At 70.5% G+C, this 18,920-nt stretch carries 22 protein-coding genes; 9 read left to right on the forward strand and 13 right to left on the reverse strand.

Annotated features, from left to right (window positions below; all coding sequences use genetic code 11):
- Window positions 1–72: 72 nt before the first annotated feature.
- The 5 genes from Aco04nite_RS21570 to Aco04nite_RS21590 all read left to right on the forward strand — a co-directional run bounded on the left by Aco04nite_RS21570 (window position 73) and on the right by Aco04nite_RS21590 (window position 5,831).
- A complete protein-coding gene (locus tag Aco04nite_RS21570; RefSeq protein WP_203834652.1) occupies window positions 73–756 on the forward strand; it encodes a response regulator transcription factor in 684 nt (227 codons plus the stop codon).
- Window positions 753–2,024, forward strand: a complete 1,272-nt coding sequence (locus tag Aco04nite_RS21575; RefSeq protein ID WP_212999055.1) for a sensor histidine kinase — start codon at window positions 753–755, stop codon at window positions 2,022–2,024. The genes Aco04nite_RS21570 and Aco04nite_RS21575 overlap by 4 nt, the downstream gene beginning before the upstream one ends.
- 77 nt (window positions 2,025–2,101) lie before the next feature.
- Window positions 2,102–2,773, forward strand: a complete 672-nt coding sequence (locus tag Aco04nite_RS21580; RefSeq protein WP_212999056.1) for a PepSY domain-containing protein — start codon at window positions 2,102–2,104, stop codon at window positions 2,771–2,773.
- 382 nt (window positions 2,774–3,155) lie between these two features.
- On the forward strand, window positions 3,156–4,979 hold the full coding sequence (locus Aco04nite_RS21585; RefSeq protein WP_212999057.1) for an AMP-dependent synthetase/ligase: 1,824 nt from the start codon (window positions 3,156–3,158) through the stop codon (window positions 4,977–4,979).
- An 84-nt stretch (window positions 4,980–5,063) separates the two neighbouring features.
- Entirely contained in the window at window positions 5,064–5,831 is a 768-nt protein-coding gene (locus Aco04nite_RS21590) for a lipase family alpha/beta hydrolase (RefSeq protein WP_244876171.1), read from the forward strand.
- Here Aco04nite_RS21590 and Aco04nite_RS21595 read toward each other — a convergent pair whose 3' ends face one another.
- The 4 genes from Aco04nite_RS21595 to yczR all read right to left on the reverse strand — a co-directional run bounded on the left by Aco04nite_RS21595 (window position 5,832) and on the right by yczR (window position 9,379).
- Window positions 5,832–6,569 (reverse strand): oxidoreductase dimerization domain-containing protein, encoded by a 738-nt coding sequence (locus Aco04nite_RS21595; RefSeq protein WP_244876172.1) that lies wholly within the window; start codon window positions 6,567–6,569, stop codon window positions 5,832–5,834. It abuts the gene before it with no gap.
- A 261-nt stretch (window positions 6,570–6,830) separates the two neighbouring features.
- Window positions 6,831–7,142: a pyridoxamine 5'-phosphate oxidase family protein gene (locus Aco04nite_RS21600; protein WP_212999059.1), complete on the reverse strand. Its 312-nt coding sequence runs from the start codon at window positions 7,140–7,142 to the stop codon at window positions 6,831–6,833.
- Window positions 7,143–7,154: 12 nt separating this feature from the next.
- A complete protein-coding gene (locus tag Aco04nite_RS21605; protein WP_212999060.1) occupies window positions 7,155–7,919 on the reverse strand; it encodes an MBL fold metallo-hydrolase in 765 nt (254 codons plus the stop codon).
- Complete coding sequence (gene yczR / locus Aco04nite_RS21610) at window positions 7,919–9,379, reverse strand: MocR-like transcription factor YczR (protein ID WP_212999061.1); 1,461 nt, start codon at window positions 9,377–9,379, stop codon at window positions 7,919–7,921. Before yczR ends, Aco04nite_RS21605 begins: the two co-directional genes overlap by 1 nt.
- Window positions 9,380–9,439: 60 nt before the next feature.
- Here yczR and yczE point away from each other — a divergent pair, with 60 nt between their 5' ends.
- From yczE to Aco04nite_RS21630, 4 genes are all read left to right on the forward strand, one after another.
- A complete protein-coding gene (gene yczE / locus Aco04nite_RS21615; RefSeq protein WP_212999062.1) occupies window positions 9,440–10,063 on the forward strand; it encodes a membrane protein YczE in 624 nt (207 codons plus the stop codon).
- Window positions 10,064–10,189: 126 nt separating this feature from the next.
- Window positions 10,190–10,618 carry a hypothetical protein gene (locus Aco04nite_RS21620; RefSeq protein ID WP_212999063.1) on the forward strand — a complete coding sequence of 143 codons (429 nt, stop codon included), beginning with the start codon at window positions 10,190–10,192 and terminating at the stop codon, window positions 10,616–10,618.
- 68 nt (window positions 10,619–10,686) lie between these two features.
- A complete protein-coding gene (locus tag Aco04nite_RS21625; RefSeq protein ID WP_212999064.1) occupies window positions 10,687–12,087 on the forward strand; it encodes a ferredoxin reductase family protein in 1,401 nt (466 codons plus the stop codon).
- A gap of 10 nt (window positions 12,088–12,097) precedes the next feature.
- Window positions 12,098–12,559, forward strand: coding sequence for an FMN-binding protein (locus tag Aco04nite_RS21630; RefSeq protein ID WP_212999065.1), 462 nt, complete (start codon window positions 12,098–12,100; stop codon window positions 12,557–12,559).
- Between the two features lie 163 nt (window positions 12,560–12,722).
- Here Aco04nite_RS21630 and Aco04nite_RS21635 read toward each other — a convergent pair whose 3' ends face one another.
- The 9 genes from Aco04nite_RS21635 to hisD are packed head-to-tail and all read right to left on the reverse strand — an operon-like array spanning window position 12,723 to window position 18,866.
- Window positions 12,723–13,187 (reverse strand): hypothetical protein, encoded by a 465-nt coding sequence (locus tag Aco04nite_RS21635; RefSeq protein WP_212999066.1) that lies wholly within the window; start codon window positions 13,185–13,187, stop codon window positions 12,723–12,725.
- 25 nt (window positions 13,188–13,212) lie between these two features.
- Window positions 13,213–13,974 (reverse strand): imidazole glycerol phosphate synthase subunit HisF, encoded by a 762-nt coding sequence (hisF, locus tag Aco04nite_RS21640; protein WP_212999067.1) that lies wholly within the window; start codon window positions 13,972–13,974, stop codon window positions 13,213–13,215.
- Complete coding sequence (priA, locus tag Aco04nite_RS21645; protein ID WP_212999068.1) at window positions 13,971–14,699, reverse strand: bifunctional 1-(5-phosphoribosyl)-5-((5-phosphoribosylamino)methylideneamino)imidazole-4-carboxamide isomerase/phosphoribosylanthranilate isomerase PriA; 729 nt, start codon at window positions 14,697–14,699, stop codon at window positions 13,971–13,973. Before priA ends, hisF begins: the two co-directional genes overlap by 4 nt.
- Before the next feature lie 24 nt (window positions 14,700–14,723).
- Entirely contained in the window at window positions 14,724–15,038 is a 315-nt protein-coding gene (locus Aco04nite_RS21650) for a hypothetical protein (protein WP_212999069.1), read from the reverse strand.
- A gap of 10 nt (window positions 15,039–15,048) precedes the next feature.
- Window positions 15,049–15,669: an imidazole glycerol phosphate synthase subunit HisH gene (gene hisH / locus Aco04nite_RS21655; RefSeq protein ID WP_212999070.1), complete on the reverse strand. Its 621-nt coding sequence runs from the start codon at window positions 15,667–15,669 to the stop codon at window positions 15,049–15,051.
- Entirely contained in the window at window positions 15,666–15,833 is a 168-nt protein-coding gene (locus Aco04nite_RS21660; protein WP_203834669.1) for a CG2302 family histidine operon protein, read from the reverse strand. The genes hisH and Aco04nite_RS21660 overlap by 4 nt, the downstream gene beginning before the upstream one ends.
- Entirely contained in the window at window positions 15,830–16,441 is a 612-nt protein-coding gene (gene hisB, locus Aco04nite_RS21665) for an imidazoleglycerol-phosphate dehydratase HisB (protein ID WP_203834670.1), read from the reverse strand. Before hisB ends, Aco04nite_RS21660 begins: the two co-directional genes overlap by 4 nt.
- Window positions 16,438–17,529 (reverse strand): histidinol-phosphate transaminase, encoded by a 1,092-nt coding sequence (locus tag Aco04nite_RS21670; protein WP_212999071.1) that lies wholly within the window; start codon window positions 17,527–17,529, stop codon window positions 16,438–16,440. Before Aco04nite_RS21670 ends, hisB begins: the two co-directional genes overlap by 4 nt.
- Window positions 17,526–18,866, reverse strand: coding sequence for a histidinol dehydrogenase (hisD, locus tag Aco04nite_RS21675; protein ID WP_212999072.1), 1,341 nt, complete (start codon window positions 18,864–18,866; stop codon window positions 17,526–17,528). Before hisD ends, Aco04nite_RS21670 begins: the two co-directional genes overlap by 4 nt.
- Window positions 18,867–18,920: the final 54 nt, after the last annotated feature.

The following is an 18,920-nucleotide window of genomic DNA, read 5'->3' on the forward strand; positions in this document are numbered from 1 at the left end:
GATGCCCCTCGGGGACGCTAAAGGAGAGTTAAGGACGGCCGGGGAACGGGGCTGCTCGGATAGCGTGCGTGCGTGGCTCACCTGCTGTTGATCGAGGATGACTCGGCTATCCGTACCCATCTGCTTCGGGCTCTTCGGGAGCGGGGGCACGCGGTGGCGTCGTCGGCCACCGCCATGGAGGGGTTGCAGGCCGCCCTGGCCGAACGGCCTGATCTCGTGGTGCTCGATCTGGGGCTTCCCGATCTTGACGGGCGGGAGATGCTGCGGATGTTGCGGGCGGTGAGCGCCGTGCCCGTGATCGTGGCGACCGCCCGGGATGACGAGGCTGAGATCGTGCGGGTGCTGGATGCCGGGGCGGACGACTATCTGGTGAAGCCGTTCACCGCTGCTCAGCTGGATGCGCGGGTGCGGGCGGTGCTGCGGCGAGGGGCATCCGGGGGTGCTGAGCCGGTCGCGCTGAGCGTGGGCGGGTTGCGGATCGATCAGGGGGCGCGGACGGCGAGCCTGGACGGGCGGTCGCTGGATCTGACCCCGCGGGAGTTCGACCTTCTCCATCATCTGGCGACGAGGGCTGGGCAGGTGGTGAGCAAGCGGGAGCTGCTGAGCGAGGTGTGGCAGGTTCCGTACGGCGGCGCCGACAAGACCGTCGACGTGCACCTGTCGTGGTTGCGGCGCAAGCTCGGGGAGACCGCGCAGGAGCCGCGCTATCTGCACACGGTGCGGGGTGTGGGCGTACGACTGAGTGAGCCGGCGTGAGACGGCGGCTGACCCTGCTGGTCGCCGCGACGACGGTGCTGGTGCTGATCGCGTTCCTGGTGCCGCTGGCAATCCTGGTCCGGCAGGCGGCCGCGGACAAGGCGGTGAGCCAGGCGACCGTCGTGCTGCAGACGATCGTGCCGCTGGTCGGCAACAACCCGGACGATCAGCTGTCCCTCTCATTGCAGGGCCAGCCCGTACCGGTCAGCGTTTTCACCCCGTCCGGCGCGGTCCTCGGCGAACCGGCCGAGCAGACCCCGGCGGTACGCCTCGCAGCATCGAACCTGCTCGCGTTCACGGTCGCGACCGGTTCCGGGCGGGAGATCGTCGCACCCGTAGCGATCAGCGGCCGGGGCGTCTACGTGGTCCGGACCGTCGTCCCGGACGCCGACCTGACCCGGGGCGTGGCACGGTCATGGCTGGTACTGGCCGGCCTGGGCCTGACGCTGGTACTACTCGGCCTCGCAGTCGCGGACCGGCTCGCCCGCACCCTCGTCGCCCCGATCGCCGACCTCTCCGCCGTCTCGCACCGCTTGGCCCGCGCCGAACTCTCCGCGAGGGCGTCTCCGTCCGGCCCGCCCGAGGTCCGCGAGGTCGCCGGCGCCCTGAACCATCTGGCCGGGCGGATCCAGGACCTGCTGCGTGAGGAACGGGAACAGGTCGCTGACATCTCGCACCGGCTGCGTACCCCGCTCACCGCCCTGCGGCTCGAGGTGGAATCGCTGCGCGACCCCGGCGAGGCAGGGCGGGTGGCAGCCGCGGCGGACAGCATCGAACGTGCCGTCACGCTGGTCATCCAGCAGGCCCGCCGCCGAGGCGGCGAACGAAAATCCTGCGACGCCACGACTGTGGTCGCCGACCGGGTCGCTTTCTGGACCGTCCTGGCCGAGGACACCGATCGATTGGTACGCCAGGAGCTGCCGGACAATCCCCTCCTGGTCGCCCTCCCCGCGGACGAACTGGCCGCCGCGCTCGACGCCCTGCTCGGCAACGTGTTCGCCCACACCCCCGACGGCACCGCCCTCGCAGTAACGCTGCGCCCACACCCCAGCGGCGGCGCAACCCTCACTGTGAGCGACGAGGGCCCCGGCTTCCCCGCGCAGGCCCTGCTCCGCGGCGCCTCAGGCAGCGGCTCGACGGGCCTCGGCCTGGACATCGCCCGCCGCGCCGCGGAAACGGGCGGCGGCTCCCTGCAGGTCCTCACGGCACCCACCGGAGGAGCCCTCGTACGCATGGACCTGGCCGCCGCACCCTTAACCGAGCCTTAGGGATCACACAGCGCGCCCATATCCTGAACAGCGCAATCCTTCTGGTTGTCAGCACAGGACGACACCCGGAGGACCACATGATCAAGCTCCGCACCGCTTCCGCCCTCGCCGTAGGCGCAGTCGCCGCCCTCGCCATCGGAGGCGCCGCCCTAGCCGCAGACGGAGCCGACGACAGCAACTCGGTCCCTCTCCTCCCCAACGGCGACGTCATCACCCCATCGCCCACCGTCACCGACGACTCAGCCTCGCCGTCGCCCTCCGTAATCGACGATTCCGCCTCGCCCTCACCTTCCGTCACGGATGACTCCACCAGCGCGTCACCGTCGGACTCAGCGTCACCTACGTCCTCGGCCTCGGCCTCGGCGTCGGCTTCGACTTCGACTTCGACTTCGGCCAGTTCCGCCGGGGCGATCAGCATCAACACGGCGAAGGCCATCGCGATCAAGGCCGCCGGCGGTGGCTACGTGGAAAGCGTCGAACGGGAGACCGAGCACGGCCGCGCAGTCTGGGACGTCGACGTCATCGTCGGCAACGTCGAACACGACATCGACGTCGACCGGACCACCGGCGCGGTCCTGCGCCACCGCACCTCCGGCTCCGGCAACGGTTCCGGCTCCGGCAACTCGGGCAAGAGCAGCTCCAGCAGCCACGACCATGGCCGCCACGGCTCGGACGACAACGGCTCGGACGACAAGAGCGGCCACGGGTCGGACGACAAGGGCGGCCACGGGCACGGCTCCGACGACTGACAGCCGGTAACCAGCCGGCTGACGACTGACGGCCGGGCAGCAAGCCGGCCGGCGGCGAGCGGGCTGGCGACTGATCGAGTGGCGGATGGCGGGTGCACGTCGGGCGTACTGCGGAAAAGACGATGCCCGGGCCGACCAGCCCGGGCATCGTCCTCTTTCTTGGGGGAGAAAGCTTGAGGTGTGGACGAGCGTAGGGCAACAGATCGACGCGTATCCATATCGGTTGATCCATATCGGCAACTGTTAAACAACTTTTCGGTTGGCGGGAACAGGTTCGGTAGAATTCAAGGAGGCGGGGTGGTCTGGTGGTCTGGACCACAGGGCAATACTCTGCGGTAACACGGCTGTTACTTCCCCCACAAGACGCAAAGAGGCGGCGCCGATGGCTCTCGAGGTTCCCTACCGCTCAATCCCGGACATGCTGCTCCGACGGGTCGGAGCGACGCCGGATGCCAGGGCGTTCGCCGTTCCGACCGCGGACGACACCGGCATCACGTGGCTGACGTGGGCGCAGATCGGGGACCGGGCCAAGGCTGTTGCCGCGGGGCTCGCCGGGCTCGGCGTCGGCCTTGAGGACCGCGTTTCCATTCTTTCCGGCACGCGCATCGAGTGGGTCCTCGCCGACCTGGGCGTCAACCTCGCCGGCGGGGCGACGACCACGGTCTACCCGACCACGGAGCCCGAGGATGCGGCGTACATCGTCGCCGACTCGGGTTCCAAGGTGCTCATCGCCGAGAACCCGAAGCAGGCGCTCAAGCTCTCCGGCGTCGAGACCTCGCTGACCCACATCGTGGTCATCGACGGGCTCGCCGACGCCTCGGCGCAGCCGCCCCAGCTCACCCTCGCCGAGCTCGAGGAGCGCGGCCGCGCGGCGCTGGCCGACAACCCCGGGCTGATCGAGGCGATCGCCGAGGGCATCGGCCCCGACAACATCGCCACGCTGATCTACACGTCGGGCACCACCGGGCGGCCCAAGGGTGTGGAGCTGACGCACGGTGGCTGGTGCTGGCAGGGCGTCGCGCAGGCCGGGGTGGGGCTGTTCGAGCCCACGGACCTGCAGTTCCTCTGGCTGCCGCTGTCCCACTCGTTCGGCAAGTCGCTGACCTGCGGCATCATCCATGTCGGCGTCCCGACCTACATCGACGGCCGGGTCGACAAGCTCGTCGACATGCTCGCGGTGGTCAAGCCGACCCTGATGTGCGGCGCCCCGCGCATCTTCGAGAAGGTCTACAACAAGACGGTCACCACGGCTACCGGCGACGGCGGCGTCAAGGCCAAGATCTTCCACTGGGCGGTCGCCACCGGCAAGCGCAAGGTCGCCCTGGAGCAGGAGGGCAAGCCGGTCCCGGCCGGCCTCAAGGCGCAGTATGCCGTCGCTGAGAAGCTCGTCTTCTCCAAGCTGCAACAGCGCCTCGGCGGCCGGATGCGCGCCCTGGTCTCCGGCTCGGCCCCGCTGAGCCGCGACATCGCCGAGTTCTTCGCCGCGGCCAACCTGGCGATCATGGAGGGCTACGGCCTCACCGAGGCCAGCGCCGCCGACTTCTGCAACCGGCACGGCAAAATCAAGATCGGCTCGGTCGGCCCCGGCCTCGGCGACCTCGAGTGCAAGATCGACACCGACGGCGAGATCCTGCTCCGCGGCAAACCGGTCATGCGCGGCTACCACAACCTGCCCAAGGAAACCGCCGAGGCCTTCACCGAGGACGGCTTCCTGCGCACCGGCGACATCGGCGAACTCGACTCAGACGGCTACCTGCGCGTTACCGACCGCAAGAAGGACCTGGTCAAGACGTCCGGCGGTAAGTACATCGCACCGTCGGCGATCGAGGGCATGTTCAAGGCGGTCTGCCCGTACACGTCGCAGGCGGTCGTGGTCGGCCAGGCCCGCAACTTCGTCACCATGCTGATCAGCCTCGACGAGGAAGCCATCGCCTCCTGGGCCACCGGCGGACCCCTCGCCGGCAAGCCCTACGAGGAGATCGTCACCGCCCCCGAGACCGAGAAGATGGTCGCGGCCTACATCGAAGAGCTGAACACCAAGCTCAACCGCTGGGAGACGGTGAAGAAGTTCGCCATCCTCCCCCGCGACCTCAGCATCGAACACGGCGAGGTCACCCCGTCGATGAAGGTCAAGCGTCGCAGCGTCGAGGCCAACTTCGCCGAGCACATCGAGAAGATGTACGCGGGCTCGCTCGCCCAGCTCTGAACGCTCACCTCCGATCGGCCGGCCCTCGTGGCCGGCCGATCGTCTTTCCCCGCCCGGCAAACGGGCCCGGCGCGATGATGAGGTGTGACTCGCGGGCGCTGGATCGGGATCGGCGCCGCTCTGGGTGTACTCATGGTGCTCGTGGGTCTGGTGGTGTCGGTGTTGTCCCGGACCGAAGACTCCTCGCCGCGGCCGGATCAGGCGGCTCCCGGCACCGTGTTGCTCGTTCCCGGCTACGGCGGTAGCACGAGTGCGCTGAGCCGGTTGGCCGTGACGTTGCGGGCCGCGGGCCGGGAGGCCAAGGTGGTGACGCTGCCCGGTGACGGGACCGGTGATCTGCTGGCTTCCGCTGACACCCTGGAGGTGGCCGTGCGGGCGGAGTTGAGTCACGGGTCGCCTTCCGTTGACGTGGTCGGGTATTCGGCCGGGGGCGTGGTAGCGCGTCTGTGGGTGCAACGGCACGAGGGCGCAACTGTGGCCCGCCGGATCGTCACGCTCGGGTCGCCGTTGCACGGGACGCGGCTCGCAAGACTCGGGGCGGCGCTGGCCCCGGGTTCGTGCCCCGCGGCGTGCCGTCAACTCGCCCCGGACAGCGACCTGCTCAAGGAGATCGACGGTGACGACCTCCCGTCCGGGCTGCCGTGGCTGTCCCTCTGGACCGAGAACGACGAGACAGTCCAGCCCCCGGACTCCGCGCGCCTCGACGGCGCGGTGAACCTGGCCGTGCAGAGCCTCTGTCCCGGCGTCGTGGTCTCCCACAGCGAGCTGCCGACCAACTCGATCGTGTCGGCCCTGGTCGTGCAGGCCCTGGAGGAAACCACGTTGATGACGCCGGAAGCGTGCCCGGCCTGATCAGCCCGGCCGCCCGTACTCCTCCAGCAGCCGCAGCCAGATCTCGCTGATCGTCGGATAGGCCGGCACGGCGTGCCACAACCGGGCGAGTGGCACCTCGCCCACGATCGCGACGGTCGCGGCCTGCAGCAACTCGGCGACATCCGGTCCGACGACGGTAAACCCGAGCAGCACCTGTCGGTCCTCGTCGACGACCATCCGGGCGTGGCCCTGGTAGCCGTCGGCGTGCAGGGCAGCTCCAGCAATCGAACCCACCTCGTAGTCGACCGACCGGATCCGGTGCCCGGCTTGCTCGGCCGCCGCCGCGGTCAGACCGACCGACGCCACCTCCGGGTCGGTGAACACCACCTGTGGCACCGCTTGGTGATCGGCCGTCGCCACGTGCGCGCCCCACGGCTCGTCCTGGACCGGCCTGCCCAATGCTCGCGCGACGATCACGTCGCCGGCCGCCCGCGCCTGGTATTTGCCCTGGTGCGTGAGCAGGGCGCGATGATTGACGTCGCCGGCCGCGTACAGCCATCCGTCCGGGACGTCAGAAACCCGCAAGGTGTCGTCGACCTCGAGCCACCCGCCAGGCTTCAACCCCGCGGTTTCCAGACCGAGATCCCCCGTGCGCGGAACCCGGCCAACCGCGACCAGCAACTCGTCCGTCTCGACCGTCTGCCCGTCGCCGAGGGTGATCCGCACAGCCCCCGCCCGCTCGACCGACACCACGTCGCGCTGACGACGTTCGACCACGACGACATCGTTCTCGCTGCCCTCCGTGCGGGCGCCAACGGTTTTCTGAGCAAGACCGTGAGCCCGGTGGAGCTTCTCAACGGGATCACCGAAGTGGTCGGTGGTGGTGGCACGGGCGTAACGCCGGGCCACGTGTCACGACAGCCAGCTGCCGTCGCGCATGACGGTGCGGCCGGGGATCTCGTCGGCCTCGCGCCAGGCCTGGATCCGGCGTGGTTCCAGAACCAGGAAGACGTAGGGGTCGCCGCTGCGGCGCGGATCCTAGTCGCCTGCGGCGACGTAGCCTTCGCCCACCCAGGCGGGCGCGGCCGTTACCGCGTGCATCGCCTGGAGCACCGCGTCGATCATCACGACGTCGCGAGTGCCGCCCAGGGCGAGCCTCGGGTTGTGCATCGCTCGGGCAGTGCGGGAGGTGCCTTCGGTCGCCAGGACGATGCGGTCACGGAGCCACGCCAGGGTGAGCGGCACCAGATGGGGACCGTGCTCGTCGGCGGTCGCCACCCAGGCGTCGGCGACCGGGGCCGTCAGCTTGGCGAGCACGTCGGCCTTGCGCTGGGAGAGCGTACGGATCATGCGGTGATTCTCCTACACCGCTCGAACCTCGCCGGGAAAACGACTTCCAGCCGCAGCGACAGCAATAGCGGCAGCGGTGACAGCGGTGTCGGTGGTGACAGCGGCCGCAGCGACGGCGGCCGCGGGGTCGGTGCCGGGCCAGAGGTGGGTGAGCAGGAGTTCACCCACGCCGGCTTCGGCGGCCTGCCGTCCAGCTTGGACGGCACTCGTCAGGTATGCCCGCGAGTCCAGCGGCACCTCGTCGACGTACGTGGCCTCGGCGATCAGGACGTCCGCGTCGCGGGCCAGCCGCACGACGTCCGAGGTCGGGCCGCTGTCCCCGGTGTAGGCGAGCGTGGTGCCGGCCGCGGTGAGCCGGATGCCCGCGTTCGGCACCCAGTGGGGCAGCAGCCGGGTTTCGGCCCGGAACGGTCCGACCTCGAAGTCGGCGGTGACGGCCCGCAGCTCGTACGAGTCGTCGAGCATGCCCGGCCGATCCAGCGCGAGCACCGCGTCGAGTGCTCCCGGCAGCGAATACACCGGCAGCGGGCGGGCGCGGGCGGTGCCGAGGGAGCGGGCTCGGAGCAGCGGGTTGAGGTCGGCGCAGTGATCGGGGTGGCTGTGGCTGATGAAGACCGCGTCGACGTCCTCGGCAGGTAGGAGTGCGAGCAACCGGGGCAGCGTCGCGTAGCCGAGGTCGAGCAGCAGCCGGAAACCGTCGTGCTCGACCAGGAACCCGCTGCATGCCTGGCCGGCGGCGGGCCAGGCACCGCACGCGCCGAGCGTGGTCAGCCGCATCAGACCGTGACGGCGGGTGTGCGCCAATCACGGCGTGGGGTCCGGTCGAGGTCGTAACGCACCGAGGCGATGCGGCGGATCGCTTCGGTGAGGTCGTCGGGGGCGATCGCGTAGGGAAGGCGGACGAAGCGTTCGAGCGTGCCGTCCAGACCGAAGCGTGGTCCGGGCGCGAGCCGGACGCCCACCTCTTCGGCTGCCCGGGCGAGGGCGCTGGAGATCGGGCCGTCGAGTTCGGCCCACAGCATGACGCCGCCCGAGGGCCGGAAGAACTGCCACTCCGGGAGGTGCTCGCGCACGGCCTCGATCAGGACGTCGCGGCGGATGGCCAGTTGCGCTCGGCGGGCCGCGACGATGGCGGGGGCGTCGCGCAGGAGGCGGACGGCGACGAGTTGTTCCAGCACCGGGCTGCCCATGTCGACGCCGACGCGCAGGGCGGCGAGGCGTTGCACGAGCGGGGCGGAGGCGCGCACCCAGCCGATCCGGATGCCACCCCAGTAGGCCTTGCTCATGCCGCCGATCGAGACGACGCGGGAGTGCCGGTCGAAGACGGCGACGGGTGGGGGCATCTCGGTGCCGTCCAGCGGGAGGTCCACGAAGGACTCGTCGACGACCAGTTCCGTGCCGGTCGTGTGGGCGGCCGCGACCAGGCGCTCGCGCAGGTCGGCAGGCATCAGGTGGCCGGTGGGATTCTGGAATTCCGGGATCAGGTACGCAAGCCGGGGCCGGGTCTGGCGCAGGGCCCCCAGCAGCAGGTCGGCGTCCCATCCGGTGCGCGGGTCGAGCCCGTGGGTGCTGATCCGGGCGCGCCGGGCTGCGAGGGCCGCCAGCGCGTTGGGGTAGGTCGGCGACTCGACCAGCACGGGTGCGCCCGCCGGGACCGAGAGGCGCAGGACGAGGTCGAGCGCCTGCTGCGTACCACTCGTGATCAGAACTTGCTCGGGGCTGGTCGGCACGCCGCGCGCGGTGTATCCCTCGGCGACGGCTTCGCGCAGCTCCCCCAGCCCGGCCGGGTGGTAGCCCGCGCTGCCCAGGAAGCGCGGCAGGTCCTCGGCGGCGGCACGGGCGGCGGGCACCAGCTCGACCGGTGCCGCCAGCGCTGCCACGCCCAGGTCGATCATGTCGATGCCGAGGTCGTCGACGGGGGTCCAGAGCCCGGAAGTGGCCACCCGGTGGCCGTTGGGCAGGGTGGTCCAGCTTCCGGCGCCGCGCCGGCTGGTCAGATGGCCGCTCTCCCGCAGGCTCCGGTAGGCGGCGGTGACGGTGGTGCGACTCACGCTCAGCGACTCGGCGAGCTCTCTTTCCGCAGGCAGGCGTACGCCCAGTGGTAAGCGCCCGTCGCTCAGCAGACCCCGGACGGCGCCCGCGAGCGCGGCGTAGTCGGGGCTGCGGTGCCGGCCGGGCAGCGAGTGCCACTGGCCGAGCAACCGGGCCAATTGGCCTCCCCGGACCGAGGTTGTCACAGCCACCTCCGGCGAATTGGCTCTATCCGAGACCCTGGATTGGCCCTCAGAGTGGCACTTATGAGGGATCTTGGCAACCACGTCCGGCGGGTCACGCAGCTCTTCACGGGCCTGGCCCTCTACGGGATGAGCATGGCCTTCATGGTGGAGTCCGGCCTCGGCCTCAACCCGTGGGACGTCTTCCACCAGGGGCTGTCGAAGACCACCGGGCTCAGCTTCGGCTGGGTGGTCCTGCTCACCGGCATCCCCGTGCTGCTGCTCTGGATCCCGCTGCGCCAGCGCCCCAGCTTCGGCACGATCGCCAACCTGGTCGTGATCGGCTTCGTGGCGGACGGCACGCTGGGCGTCCTGAACCCCGGCGAAGGCCTGGCGATGCGGATCACCTACCTCGTGGGCGGCATCCTGCTCAACGGCGCGGCGACCGCGATGTACATCGGTGCCCGGTTCGGCCCGGGGCCCCGCGACGGCCTGATGACCGGAATTGTGAACCGCTTCCCGCGCCTGTCGATCCGCCTCGTGCGGACCAGCATCGAGGTGCTGGTGCTCGGGGTCGGCTTCCTGCTCGGCGGCACGGCGGGGTTCGGGACCATCGCTTACGCCCTGGCGATCGGCCCGCTGGTGCAGCTCTTCATGCCGCTCTTCGCGATCAAGGAACGGCGCGCGGAGTCCGTACCAGTCTCCTGATTGGACGGTCCTCGCACAATCCCCCCGTCCCACCTCGGGCGAAATGTCCATCCCGCCGGACACAGCTCGGTGATCATCCCGACACAATCGCTTTCGGCTGCGCCGCACACGCGGCATCATGACGACATGGGGGCTGGCGGCTGGCACTGGAACGATGCATGGATCTTCGTGTCCACCGTCATCGCCGAACGCCTGGAACGAGATCGGGCGCTGCACGCCGCTCTGCCGGTCACCGGCGCGAGCCTGGCGGATGTCCTGGCCGCGGCCGACTTCCTGCATCACAGCATCCCCAGCCGCACCGAGCTCGAGGAAGCGCTGCGCCGTCTCGCCGGCGCGGGCCTGCTCACCATCGACGACGACATCGTCGAAGTCGCCCCGGCCGGCGAACAACTGTGGCGAACCAGGCCGTTCAGCGGCCTGTCCTCCGCCGTGGTCACGCTCCAGACTCAGCTGAACAGGGCCGCCACCCCGGGCGAGTCGGAATGGAAACTGGCCGAGGCCACCTACACGGCCGCCGTTCGCGAATACTCCCACCGCCTCGCCGACGGACGCTGACGATCTTCTTATCGAACGCTTAGGCAAGCACCCCTGGTCGTTTGTGAATGACGACCGATAGTGGATGCATGACCACCGATGCCGTTCGCTCGCACCGGCCGGCAGTGCAGGACCGGGCACCGGCACCTCCCTGGCGGGCGGACGCGGGCGGGCTCTCCGCGCTGACCAGCCTGCTGATCGTGGTGGCGCTGTGGGTGGGCAACCGCGGCATCCAGCAGACCGTGGCGGGCGGCCCGGACACCCTCACCGCGCTCGGCCGGCTCACCGGGCTGCTCGCCGCCGACCTGCTGCTCCTGCAGGTGCTGCTGATGGCCCGCGTCCCGCTGGTGGAACGGGCCTTCGGCCAGGACAGGCTCGCCCGCTGGCACCGCTGGACGGGCTTCACGTCGTTCCATCTGATGCTCGCCCACATCGTGCTGATCACGCTCGGCTACGCGGGCTCCGAGCACACCGGGATCCTGGGCGAGCTGTGGGACCTGATCGTCACCTATCCCGGGATGCTGCTGGCCCTGGCGGGCACGGCACTACTGATCATGGTGGTGGTCACGTCGATACGCGCGGCCCGGCGACGGTTGCGCTACGAGTCATGGCACCTTTTGCATCTGTACGCGTACCTCGGCGTCGGCCTGGCCCTGCCGCACCAGCTCTGGACCGGCGCCGATTTCCTCAGCTCACCCGTCGCGACGGCGTACTGGTGGACGCTGTACGCCGTGTCGGCCGGCGCGGTCGTCGTCTGCCGGCTGGGCCTGCCGGCGTGGCGCAACTGGCGGCACCGGCTGGTGGTGGTCCGGGTGGCGACGGAGGGTCCCGGTCTCACCTCGGTCTACCTGCACGGCCGTGACCTGCCGAAACTCCCGGCCCGCGCGGGTCAGTTCTTTCAGTGGCGCTTCCTCGACGGCCCCGGCTGGAGCCGCTCGCACCCGTACTCGCTGTCGGCCACCCCGCACGGCGACCTGCTGCGGATCACCGTGAAGGATCTCGGCGACGGAAGCGCACGCGTCGCCGCTCTGCGCCCCGGCACCCGGGCCCTGATCGAAGGCCCTTACGGCACACTCACCGGCGAGACGTACCACGGTGGTCAGGTCGTCCTGCTGGCCTGCGGCATCGGCATCACCCCGCTGCTGGCACTGCTGGGCGACCTTCCGTACGCGCCGGGCCAGGCCACCCTGCTGTACCGCGCCCGCACCGAGACCGACCTGGCGTTCCGCAGCGAACTGGACTGGTTCGCCGCGAACCGGGGAGTCCGGATCGTGCCACTGCTCGGCCCGCGCGCCGACCGGGTCTCCTGGCTGCCCGCCACCCTCGCCGACCACGAGGACGGCACGGCCCTCGCCACGATCGTCCCGGGCATCGCCACCGCCCACGTCTACGTCTGCGGCCCCGACGAATGGACCCACGCGGCACGCGCCGCCGCCCGCAGCGCCGGGGTGCCCGCCGAGCGCCTGCACACCGAACTCTTCTCCTGGTAAGGAACGCTCGATGCGACGGATAAGCCTGTGGTTGTTCTCGACGGTGGCCGCCCTGGTGCTGCTGTTCAGCTACCGCACCAGCACCGGCGACGCCGCCCCGGCCACCCCGGTCGCCGCCGCGGCCCCGGTCGTCCCCACCACGGCACCGGCACCCGAACCCAGCGGTACGAGCAGCGCTTCAGGCAGTGGTGCTTCCAAGACCTACACCGGTTCGGTCGCGCAGACCCAGTGGGGCCCGGTCCAGGTCGCCATCACCGTCGTCAACGGCAAGATCACCGACGTCCAGGTCCCCGTCTACCCCAACGGCAACCACCGCGACGAGGAGATCAACGCCCGCGCCCTCCCGGTCCTCACCCAGGAAACCCTGGCCGCCCAGAACGCCGCCATCGACACGGTCAGCGGCGCCACCGTCACCACCAACGGCTACCTGGAGTCACTCCAAGCCGCCCTCGACGCGGCACATCTGTCCTGAACTGCCAACCTGGCAACACGTCGCATAAGCAACTTGCGATCCCGCATCCGCAGGACTAACTTTGTTACTGCTCGACCATCTCTCGTCAGGAGAATTCAGATGGTCCTGCTGAACCACTGAACGGCCTGCGATGCTTCTGCATCACAGGCCGTTTCTGGTCTGGTCACACCTTCCGGCACCCGCAGACCCGCTCCCGGTCATGCAGGTGGTCCGGATACCAATCCCACATGAAGCTCCGATCCGGCTGCTGCGCCTGGTTCTGGAAAGCACAGTGCGCCGCGAGATCAGCAACCTGGATGAACTGGCTGACTGAGGAATCCTGCACCCAGCCGTCCTCCACGATGGCCCGGGTCTGCAACGGGAGACGCCGATGCTCCTCGCTGGCCGCCGGATCCGGGTTTCTCGGAGAGCCGTCCATCACCACGATGCCGACGTCCCCTTCTGCCGCCAGGGATCTGTCCAGGGTTTCGAGGTAGTGCCGGTAGGCATCACGCTTGTTCGCGGTCTCAGCAGCAACGGTGCATACCTGGATTCCGGGCATGCTTCCGATTGTCTGCAGGGCCTTACGAGCCCATTCGCGGCGATACCCCACCACATTGTTGATGCTGTCGCCACGGCCGTCCAGCACAGGATCCTGTGCTGGCTGACCCTTATCAGCGGACCGGGTTGCCGGCCTCGCGGAGGCTGTTCTTGACCTCGCCGATCGTGAGTTCGCCGAAGTGGAAAACGCTCGCCGCGAGCACAGCGTCCGCCCCCGCCGAGACCGCGGGAGCGAAGTGCTCGATTTTTCCCGCGCCGCCGCTGGCGATGACCGGGATGTCGACCACCGCGCGGACGGCGGTGATGAGTTCCAGGTCGAAGCCGGCCTTGGTGCCGTCGGCGTCCATGGAGTTGAGCAGGATCTCGCCCGCGCCCAGCTCGGCCACCTGCCGGGCCCATTCGACCGCGTCCAGCCCCGCGCTCTTGCGGCCGCCGTGGGTGGTGACTTCCCAGCCGCTGTCGTGGCCGGGTGAGCGGCGTACGTCGAGCGACAGCACGAGGACCTGGTTGCCGAAACGGTCGGCGATCTCCGAGATCAACGCAGGCCGGCTGATAGCCGCGGTGTTCACACCCACCTTGTCGGCGCCGGCGCGCAGCAGCGTGTCGACGTTCTCCACCGAGCGGACACCGCCACCCACGGTCAAGGGAATGAAGACCGATTCGGCCGTACGCCGGACGACGTCGAGCATCGTGCCGCGGTCGTCGGAGGAGGCGGTGACGTCGAGGAAGGTGAGTTCGTCGGCGCCGGCCGCGTCGTAGGCGGCGCCGAGCTCGACCGGGTCGCCCGCGTCGCGCAAGTTGAGGAAGTTGACGCCCTTGACGACCCGGCCGGCGTGGACGTCGAGGCAGGGGATCACGCGGACGGCGACCGTCATGACTGCTCCCGCAGCGCGGCCAGGGCCTCGGCGACCGTGAAGGCGCCCGCGTAGAGCGCCTTGCCCGCGATGACGCCCTCGACACCGGCCGATTCGAGGGTGGTCAGGGCGCGCAGGTCGTCCAGGGTGGAGACGCCGCCGCTGGCGATGACCGGGGCCGGGGTGTGGGCGCAGACCTCGCGGAGCAGGTCGAGGTTCGGGCCCTTCATGGTGCCGTCCTTGGTGATGTCCGTGACGACGTAGCGGGCCGCTCCGGCCTTGTCCAGACGCTCGAGCACCTCGTAGAGGTCGCCGCCGTCGCGGGTCCAGCCGCGGGCAGACAGGACCCGGCCGCGCACGTCGAGGCCGATCGCGACGCGGTCGCCGAACTCGCCGCAGATGCGGTCGCACCATTCCGGGTCCTCGAGCGCGGCCGTGCCGATGTTGACCCGGGCCGCGCCGGTGGCCAGGGCCGCGCGCAGGGATTCGTCGTCGCGGATGCCGCCGGAGAGCTCGACCTTCACGTCGAGGCGGGTGACCACCTCGGCGAGCAGGGCCGCGTTGGAGCCACGGCCGAACGCGGCGTCGAGGTCGACGAGGTGCACCCACTCCGCGCCGTCGTTCTGCCAGGCCAGCGCGGCCTCGAGCGGGTCGCCGTAGCTGGTCTCGGAACCGGCGGCGCCCTGGACGAGGCGTACCGCCTGGCCGTCCGCGACGTCGACGGCGGGCAGCAGGGAGAGGGTCACGAGAAAACTCCGATCAGCAACGGTTTACCGGCGGCCGAGAACGACGACGACCACGACCGGCAGGACTAGAACGATCAGGGCGATGAGAACGATCCGCAGGGCGATCTCCGGGACCAGGAACCAGATGAGTCCGGCCGCGACCAGCGGGATCACGACGATCCCGGCCCGCTGCGCCCGGCTGCGGCGGTAGAGCCGCCCCGATCCGCGGCGTTGCGGGGTGAGTTTGCGGACAAGGGCGCGGCGGCTCTGGCGGCGGGACACCCGGCGGGCCCGGGCTGCCTTCTCCCGTTCGAGAACGGCGACCCGCTCAGCCCGGCGCCGGGCCCGTTCCTTGCTCACAGTCCCGCTCTCAAAGCTTGGCGACCCAGTTACGCAGCAGTGCGTACCCGGCGTCGGCGGATTTCTCGGGGTGGAACTGGGCGGCGGACAACGACCCGTGCTCGACGACCGCAGCGAACGGCAGGTCGTGGGTCGCGGTGGTCACCTTGGCGCCGGCTTTCGAGAGCAGAGCCAGATCGGATGCGGCGTACGAGTGAACGAAGTAGAACCGCGTATCCGCCGCCGCCCCGTCGAGCAGCACCGAGCCGTCCGCCGGGGTGACGGTGTTCCACCCCATGTGCGGGATGCGCCGGGCGGTCAGCTTGGTGACCACCCCGGGAAGCAGGCCGATCCCCCGCGTCTCGACGCCGTGCTCGACGCCCGACTCGAACAGGATCTGCATGCCGACGCAGATGCCGAGCACCGGTTTGCCGGCCGCGACCCGGGCGGCGATGACCGGCGCCGCGCCGAGCTCGTCGATGCCGGCCATGCACGCCGCGTAGGCACCGACCCCGGGCACGACCAGGCCGTCCGCTGCCTCGGCCGCGGCCAGGTCGTCGGTCACGGTGACATTCACCCCGGTACGCGCGACAGCGCGCTCGGCCGACCGTAGGTTGCCCGATCCGTAGTCGAGAATCACCACGCCGGTCATGAGTCACCCGGGATCAGCCACAGCACGCCACCGGCCAGCGAGATCAGGGCGAGGACGGCGACGAGCCCGACGGAGAACTTGGTGGCGTCCTGGCGGACCAGGGTGACGACGCCGCCGACCAGCATGCCGGCGAGCCCGAGGAGCAGGACCGGGACGATGCTCACAGGACGCCCTTCGTCGACGGGAGCGCCCCGGCGTTGCGCGGGTCGATCTCGACGGCCTCACGCAGCGCGCGGGAGAACGCCTTGAACTGTGCCTCGACCACGTGGTGGGCGTCGGGGCGGCCGCCGGGGCGGGCCGCGCGCAGCACGTCGACGTGCAGGGTCACCTTGGCGGCGTGCCCGAACGACTCGAAGATGTGCCGGGTCATGCTGGTCGCGTAGACCGGGCCGATGTACGGCGTGAGCTCCGGCTCGTCGTGCACCACATAGGGCCGTCCGGACAGGTCGACGGCGGCCCGCACGAGGACCTCGTCCATCGGGATGGTCGCGGAGCCGTACCGCCGGATCCCGGCCTTGTCACCGAGCGCCCGCGCGAACGCCTCGCCCAGCGCCAGCGCCGTGTCCTCCATCGTGTGATGCGCGTCGATCTCCAGGTCGCCCTCGGTGCGGACGGTGAGGTCGAACCCGCCGTGCTTGGCGAGCTGGTTGAGCATGTGGTCGTAGAAGCCGACGCCGGTGGCGAGGTCACCCTTGCCCGTCCCGTCGAGGTCGATCTCGACGAGCACCTTGGTCTCGTTGGTGACGCGCTCGATACGCGCGGTGCGGCTCACGACTGGATCTCCTCGGCGAGAATCGATGCGGCGGCGGACAGAAAAGCGGTGGTCTCGACGGGGTCGCCGGCGGTGACGCGCAGCCAGCCGGGCAGCCCCACGTCCCGGATCAGCACCCCACGGTCGAGGAACGCCTGCCAGGCGGCCTTCTGGTCGGGCCCGGTGGCGAAGAGTACGAAGTTGGCGTCGCTGTCGGCCACGGCCGTGCCACGCTCGCGGAGCGTAGTGACGATGCGATCACGCTGCTCCTTGATCGCGTCGACGGTCGCGAGCAGAGCGTCACGCTGGGCCAGGGCGGCCCGCGCGGCGGCCTGCGTCAGCGACGACAGGTGATACGGCAGGCGTACGAGCTGAACCGCCTCGATCACCGCGGGGTCGGCGGCGAGATAGCCCAGCCGCCCACCCGCGAAGCCGAACGCCTTGCTCATCGTGCGGGTGACCACCAGGCGGGGGTGGCCGGGGAGCAGCGCGAGCGCCGTCGGGGTGCCGGGGCGGGCGAACTCCGCGTAGGCCTCGTCGACGATCACCATGCCGGGCGCGGTGTCGAGCACGGCGGTGATGACCTCGGGGTCGAGCGCCGTGCCGGTCGGGTTGTTGGGCGAGCAGAGGAACACCACGTCGGGGCGGTGCTCCTCGATCTCGGCGACGGCGGCGGCCGGGGTGAGCCCGAAGTCGGGGCCACGGAGCGCACCGATCCAGCGCGAGCCGACACCGGCGGCGAGCAGCGGGTGCATCGAATACGACGGGCCGAAGCCGAGCGCCGTGCGGCCGGGACCCGCGAACGCCTGGAGCAGCTGCTGCTGGACCTCGTTGGAGCCGTTGGCCGCCCACACTCCGGCGGCGGTGAGCCCGTGCCCGAGGTAGTCGGCGAGGTCGGTGCGCAGCGCCACCGCGTCCCGGTCGGGGTAGCGGTTGAGGTCACGCAGCTCGGCCTGCACCGCCTTGGCGATGGCGTCCACCACGGCGTCGGGCACCGGATACGAATTCTCGTTGGTGTTGAGCCGCACGGCGACGTCGAGCTGCGGGGCGCCGTAGGCGGACTTCCCCCGCAGATCGTCCCGCAGGGGAAGATCGTCGAGAGTCGTCACGACACGTCACCGGAGAATCGGGCGGTCACGGCCTGGCCGTGGCCGGGCAGGTCCTCGGCGTTGGCGAGCGCGACCACGTGCGGCGCCGACGCGCGCAGGGCAGCCTCGTCGTACTCGATGACGTGGATGCCGCGCAGGAAGGACTGCACCGACAGGCCGGACGAGTGCCGGGCGCAGCCGGCGGTGGGCAGCACGTGGTTGGAGCCGGCCGCATAGTCACCCAGCGAGACCGGCGAATAGGCGCCGACGAAGATGGCGCCGGCGTTGCGGACCCGCATGGCGAGCTCACGGGCGCCGCGGGTCTGGATCTCGAGGTGCTCGGCCGCGTAGTCGTCGACGACGGCGAGCCCCTGCTCGAGATCGTCGACCAGGACGATGCCGGACTGCTTGCCGGCGAGCGACTCGCGCACCCGGGACTCGTGCTTGGTCGCGGCGACCTGCACCACGAGCTGGGCGTCGACCGCGTCGGCGAGCGCCGGCGAGTCGGTGACCAGCACGCTCGCGGCGAGCGGGTCGTGCTCGGCCTGGCTGATCAGGTCGGCGGCGACGTGCACCGGCGAGGCGCTGTCGTCGGCCAGGATCGCGATCTCGGTCGGGCCGGCCTCGGCGTCGATGCCGACCGTGCCCTGCAGCAGCCGCTTCGCCGCGGTCACCCAGATGTTGCCCGGCCCGGTGATCACGTCGACCGGTGCGCAGTGCTCGAAGCCGTCGCCGGGGGTGTCGGCTGCGTCGCGGCCCCGGCTGCCGTAGCCGAGCATGGCGATGGCCTGGGCACCGCCGACGCCGTAGACCTCGGTGATGCCGAGCAGCGCGCAGGCGCCGAGGATCGTCGGGTCGGGCAGGCCGCCGTTCGACGGCTGCGGCGGGCTCGCCACGACCAGCGACGGCACGCCGGCCTCCTGGGCGGGCACGACGTTCATGACCACCGTGGAGGCGAGGGCCGCCAGGCCACCGGGGACGTAGAGCCCGACCCGGGACACCGGCACCCACCGCTCGGTGACCGTGCCACCGGGCACGACCTGGGTGGTGACGTCGGTGCGGCGCTGGTCGGCGTGCACCTTGCGGGCCCGCTCGATGGCGACCAGCAGCGCGGCGCGGACATCGGGGTCGAGGGTCTTCTCCGCCGCGGTGATGGCCTCGGCGGGAACGCGCAGGCGCTCCAGGCGTACCCCGTCGAATCTCTCGGTGGCCTCCCGGATCGCCGCGTAACCATGATCACGCACCGCCTCCACGACGGGCCTGATCTTCTCGACCGCCTGAGCGACGTCGAGCTGGGCGCGGGGCAGCAGACCGCGCGGGTCCCGGCGGGAACCGCGCAGGTCGATCCGGTTCAACACGCCGCCAAGTCTAGGCTGCGGGTCCGACAGCTTCCTGCCCCGGTCCAGGCAGTG

The sequence above is a fragment of the Winogradskya consettensis genome, assembly GCF_018332715.1.
Lineage (GTDB): Bacteria > Actinomycetota > Actinomycetes > Mycobacteriales > Micromonosporaceae > Actinoplanes > Actinoplanes consettensis.